Genomic DNA, 342 nt, shown 5'->3' with positions numbered 1-342 from the left:
GTTATTAACAACCCAACAACAAATGGAAATACTATCTCAGAAAGGGCGGTGAGTGACATTGTCTACATCGGTTACTAATTCAACTACAAGAGTTTCAAGAACGTTTATCTCCTACTTAGCAATAACAGCTTTCCTGTTTATTTTCAGTCGAATCTATGAAAGTCTCAGCTATGGCGAAGTCTCTGTCTTTATGCATTATATGTTCTGTGTACCATTAATAGGCGGAGCTGTGCTACTCGGTTTGCTGCAACTTATACCTACTCTTTCACGTCTCTCTTATAATTTGTGGAATTCTGGCGTTGCAACTATTACAGCTGGTTGTCTTCTCCGAGGCATTATCAA

1 protein-coding gene is annotated in these 342 nt (G+C 39.2%); it reads left to right on the top strand.

Translation table 11 applies throughout. From position 1 onward, the window contains the following. Positions 1-52: 52 nt before the first annotated feature. On the top strand, positions 53-342 hold a 290-nt coding region (locus tag C1G53_RS13240; protein WP_105117456.1), incomplete at its 3' end, for a hypothetical protein.

It is taken from the genome of Streptococcus suis, assembly GCF_002960445.1.
GTDB lineage: Bacteria > Bacillota > Bacilli > Lactobacillales > Streptococcaceae > Streptococcus > Streptococcus hyiners.
Note: the sequence above shows the minus strand (reverse complement) of the source record. Positions and strands in the feature narration are given on the sequence as shown.